At 65.2% G+C, this 3,897-nt stretch carries 5 protein-coding genes; 1 reads left to right on the top strand and 4 read right to left on the bottom strand.

Features of this window, described 5'->3' with window-relative positions; genetic code table 11:
* From AC630_RS39030 to AC630_RS39015, 4 genes are all read right to left on the bottom strand, one after another.
* Window positions 1-807, bottom strand: an 807-nt coding sequence (locus AC630_RS39030; protein ID WP_074123676.1) for a hypothetical protein, incomplete at its 3' end; no start/stop codon positions are given.
* Window positions 808-962: 155 nt separating this feature from the next.
* A complete protein-coding gene (locus AC630_RS39025) occupies window positions 963-1,154 on the bottom strand; it encodes a hypothetical protein (protein ID WP_074123677.1) in 192 nt (63 codons plus the stop codon).
* Window positions 1,155-1,357: 203 nt separating this feature from the next.
* On the bottom strand, window positions 1,358-1,726 hold the full coding sequence (locus tag AC630_RS39020; protein WP_074123675.1) for a YidB family protein: 369 nt from the start codon (window positions 1,724-1,726) through the stop codon (window positions 1,358-1,360).
* 86 nt (window positions 1,727-1,812) lie between these two features.
* The gene (locus AC630_RS39015; protein WP_074123674.1) at window positions 1,813-2,475 is read right to left on the bottom strand and encodes a glutathione S-transferase family protein; all 663 of its coding nucleotides are present in this window, start codon (window positions 2,473-2,475) and stop codon (window positions 1,813-1,815) included.
* Window positions 2,476-2,602: 127 nt separating this feature from the next.
* On the opposite strand from AC630_RS39015, the gene AC630_RS39010 reads away from it, so the two are divergent.
* The gene (locus AC630_RS39010) at window positions 2,603-3,325 is read left to right on the top strand and encodes a DUF599 domain-containing protein (protein ID WP_074123673.1); all 723 of its coding nucleotides are present in this window, start codon (window positions 2,603-2,605) and stop codon (window positions 3,323-3,325) included.
* The last annotated feature ends 572 nt before the right edge of the window (window positions 3,326-3,897 follow it).

Raw genomic sequence — 3,897 nt, 5'->3', positions numbered from 1 at the left:
TGCGGCGGGCGCCGCCTGGCGCGTTGCCGCCGTGGGCGGCTCCGGACTCATGATGCTCACCGGCGGTGTCGACGAGGCGCTCGGGAACTCCGCGTTGGTCGGCTTGCCCGTCGGCATCGAGGGCGCCAGCCCGGCAAGCGCGCCCGCGGCCGGCATCGGCGGCGCCGCCATTGCAGGCGCGTTCCAGGTCGGCGCATAGCGCGCGACCAGCGTGTCGTAGAGATGGGAATCCATGTTCGCGGCGACCTGCCGCTGATCGGTCAGCGAGCGGAACGCGGCGCAATCGAACTGCGAGCAGCCGTCGCGCGCGACCAGCACCTGCGCAACTAAGCCGTAGCGGTCGCGCTCCAGCGCCTTGCGCAGCACCTTCCTGTCCAGTGTCAGGCTCTTCTCGGCGGTCGCAGCATCACCGAGCGCGGTCAGCCGGTCGATCCTGGCGGCCGTGTAGGAGACGGCCGCAGCTGCCGCGTCAGGCGCGCCGAACAGGGCTTTCTCGCAGCCAGCGGCCACTATATCGCCGGCCAGATCATCGAGACAGGACAGAGCCGGCAGGCTCGCGGTGACCGCAGCTTGCGCGCGCGCCTCAGTCGGAGCGGACTCCCCCGCCGGTCCATAGACGCGCCCAGTGGCAGCGACCGCGATGGCAATGGCGAGCAGTGTAATGACAGTCAGCGCGCCGTTGGCGACCGACTTCTCGGCGCGCAGGAGCGTGATCAGGAGGATCAGTGCGAAGAAGCCGGCAGCCGCCAGCGTCAGCCACATCGGAAAGGCCGGCGAGCGCCAGATTTGGTCGAACGCCCAGTTCATGCGCGACGTCCCCTCACGCCAGCAAAGAGCGAATGGTCAAAGCGAGCACCGCGAGTCGGCAACTGCCCCCGGTCCACCCTGTTGAGGCGAAACGGGCCTTTTGACGGCGGGAAGAACAAATTCGTTTGCGGCGTCGATGCGCCGTCCCGTCACCTTCAGGACTGAGCGAGCTGGCTTTCCCTGGCGACCCGTTCGAAGGCCTCGGTGGAGCTCTTGATCCGGTACTGGCAGTCGTCGCCTTCCGTCGGCAGCAGGCGGATGACCTCATAGGTTCCGCTGGCAGCCGGGCGCGCGATGTTGCTGGCTGTGAACAATACGCGAGTGCCCACAGGGAATTTATGCTTCAACACCCATCTCCATGACTCAAACAGCGCCGGCCGTGCCCAGGGTCCCACTGCGACGGCTGGCTCGAAACCCGTGGCGCTGTATAGCACGCGGCGGGCTGTTTTGGCCAGCAGTATACAGGGCTGGCTAACGCGCCAATCCGGCAGTTTCTTCAGGATGATAGCTAGGGAACCGGGCGGCGGATGATACCACCGGAACGGGCCCTTCAGGCAGTGTGGGGCAAATGGCCGTCGGGGCTCGCGTGATCCACGGCCTTGGGCAGTTCCTGGGCCAGGATCCGACCGAGCTGGTCGACCGGGATGTTGTAGCGCGCAGCCAGTTGGCGAACGGTGTCGCTGCCGAGAACCGCGCGGAGCTGGTCGGCCGAGATCGGCAGGTTCTGGCCGTTGCCGAGCCAGGATTTGACCTGATCGCCGAAGCCGGACTGCTGGAGCTTCGCCACGATCGCGCTGAGGCCACCCTGGCTGTTGCTGCCGAGCACTTCGTTCAGCACGGCTGGCAGCACCGTCGCGCCAAGCTGACTGAGCGCGCTGCGGAGCGCAGGGTTGTTCTCCAGCGAGTCCAGGATTCCCATGGCCGTGCCCTCTCCTAAGCCCTACCGCTGCGATTGAGCGCCGCCATGCGGCGTGCCGTCAAGCGACGCCCAATCACAATTGCGGGTTACACGTTCTCGAACTTTTCGATGACAAGCGTTTCAGCGAGCCCGTCGCGCGTCCACTCCTGGAACGCCGGCATCGCCATCATCGTGTCCATGTAGGCCTTGGTCTCCGGCGTGACCTCGATCGCGTAGGTGCGGAAACGATGCACGACAGGGGCGTACATCGCATCCGCAGCGCCGAAGCGGCCGAACAGGAACGGCCCCTTGGCGCCGTAGCGCGTCCGGCACTCGCGCCAGATCTCCTGCACGCGCGCGATGTTGGCGAGCGCATCCGCCGACAATGTCACGGGCCGGATCGGGCGGTGGAGGTTCATGCCGCATTCGCTGCGCAGAGCCACGAACCCTGAATGCATCTCGGCACAGACCGAACGGGCATGCGCGCGGGCCGAGACATCGTCGGGCCACAGCTTCTTCTCCGGATAGCGCTCGGCGATGTATTCGATGATCGCGAGCGAATCCCACACCGTGGTGTCGCCGTCGACCAGCACCGGCACCTTGCCGGCGCGGCTGAAAGACAGGATCTGCTCCTTGTCCGCGGGATTGTCGGTGTAGAGCGGAATCACGGTCTCCACGAACGGGATGTCGTTGGCGCGCAGTGCGAGCCAGGGCCGCATCGACCATGACGAGTAGTTCTTGTTGCCGATCGCGAGCTTGAGCGCTGCCATGTGGACTGATCCTTGCCTGAAGACGCCTTGGTGCGGGCTGCTTGTAGCGCTTTCGCCCGCCGCCAATCAATCGTTGCCGCGACTAGCCATGCGTGGCAATCGTTGCGGTCCTCGCGAGGAGAGAGACATGAGCAGGCATTGGGTCGACATCACGGCGGTCGGCTTCTTCATCATCGAATGGCTGGTCTACGCCATGACGCTGGAGCATTCGGCCTATGGCCGTAACAGCCTGTCGGCACGCATGAACGACTATCGCGAGGTCTGGGTACGCCGCCTGCTCGACCGCGACGCGCGCATGGTCGACATGCAGATCATGGCCTCGCTCCAGAACGGCACCGCCTTCTTCGCCTCCACCAGCCTGTTCGCGCTCGGCGGCGCGCTGGCCCTTCTGCATGCCACCAACGACGCGATCACGATCCTCGGCAAGCTGCCGATCGACCTCAGCCCCTCGCCCGCGCTGTGGGAATTGAAATGCGTCGGCCTGGTGCTGATCTGCGTCTACGCCTTCTTCAAGTTCGCCTGGGCCTATCGCCTGTTCAACTATGTCGCAATCCTGTTCGGCGGCATGCCGCCCGTCTCGCAGCGCGACACACCCGAGGCCGAAGCCCATGTCATCCGCACCTCGCGTCTGTTCGAATCCGCCGGCCGCCATTTCAACCGCGGCCAGCGCGCCTTCTTCTTCGCGCTTGGCTATCTCGGCTGGTTCATCAGCCCCTGGGTGCTGTTCGTGAGCACGGCGGCGGTGGTGATCGTGACATGGAGAAGGCAGTTCGCGTCCAGTGCATGGGCGGCAATGGCGCCGGATGTGGTGGCTGCGGGTGGTGGCGAAGAGACAAAACGCGGTCATTGATGCTCTCGTGTCCCGGGCGCGCTGCAACGCGCAAGCGTTGCTGCGCAGAGCCGGGACCCAAGCCACACGGATTGCTCTCGGCGACATGGGCCCCGGCTCTGCAGCGCACCGCCGAAGTGGCACTGCGCTGCGTCCGGGGCACGAGTGAGAAGTGTGGCGCACCGCTGTCGCTACATCGTCATTGCGAGCGCAGCGAAGCAATCCAGACTGTTGCCGCGGAAAGATTCTGGATTGCTTCGCTGCGCTCGCAATGACGGAGTATGAGGCAGCATCGCGATCCTCCAATGCGCAGCACTCGTAGGATGGGTAGAGCGAAGCGAAACCCATCAACGCTTTCCTCCACGCGGATGCATGATGGGTTTCGCAAGTGCTCTACCCATCCTACGGCCTTGCAGGCACACCTTCGCATCCTCGCGGCGCATTTCGCCCGAGCTTTGCTTCGTCGCTCCCCCTCTCAATCAAGAGGGCGCAGGGAAGGCCGGGTGCCAGCTAGCACCCGCGGTCCGCTGCGCGAAGATGTAGCGCAAGGAGACCGCACAGCAGCATACAGGTGAAGCCCAACACACGGCCTT

The organism is Bradyrhizobium sp. AS23.2, from assembly GCF_001908185.1.
Classification (GTDB): domain Bacteria; phylum Pseudomonadota; class Alphaproteobacteria; order Rhizobiales; family Xanthobacteraceae; genus Bradyrhizobium.
This window is presented reverse-complemented; position numbering and strand designations above follow the sequence as displayed.

Excerpts from the sequence above, each read along its gene's own strand:
- AC630_RS39020 (WP_074123675.1), bottom strand. The coding sequence starts at position 1,726 with ATGGGAATCCTGGACTCGCTGGAGAACAACCCTGCGCTCCGCAGCGCG.
- AC630_RS39015 (WP_074123674.1), bottom strand. The coding sequence starts at position 2,475 with ATGGCAGCGCTCAAGCTCGCGATCGGCAACAAGAACTACTCGTCATGG.
- AC630_RS39010 (WP_074123673.1), top strand. The coding sequence starts at position 2,603 with ATGAGCAGGCATTGGGTCGACATCACGGCGGTCGGCTTCTTCATCATC.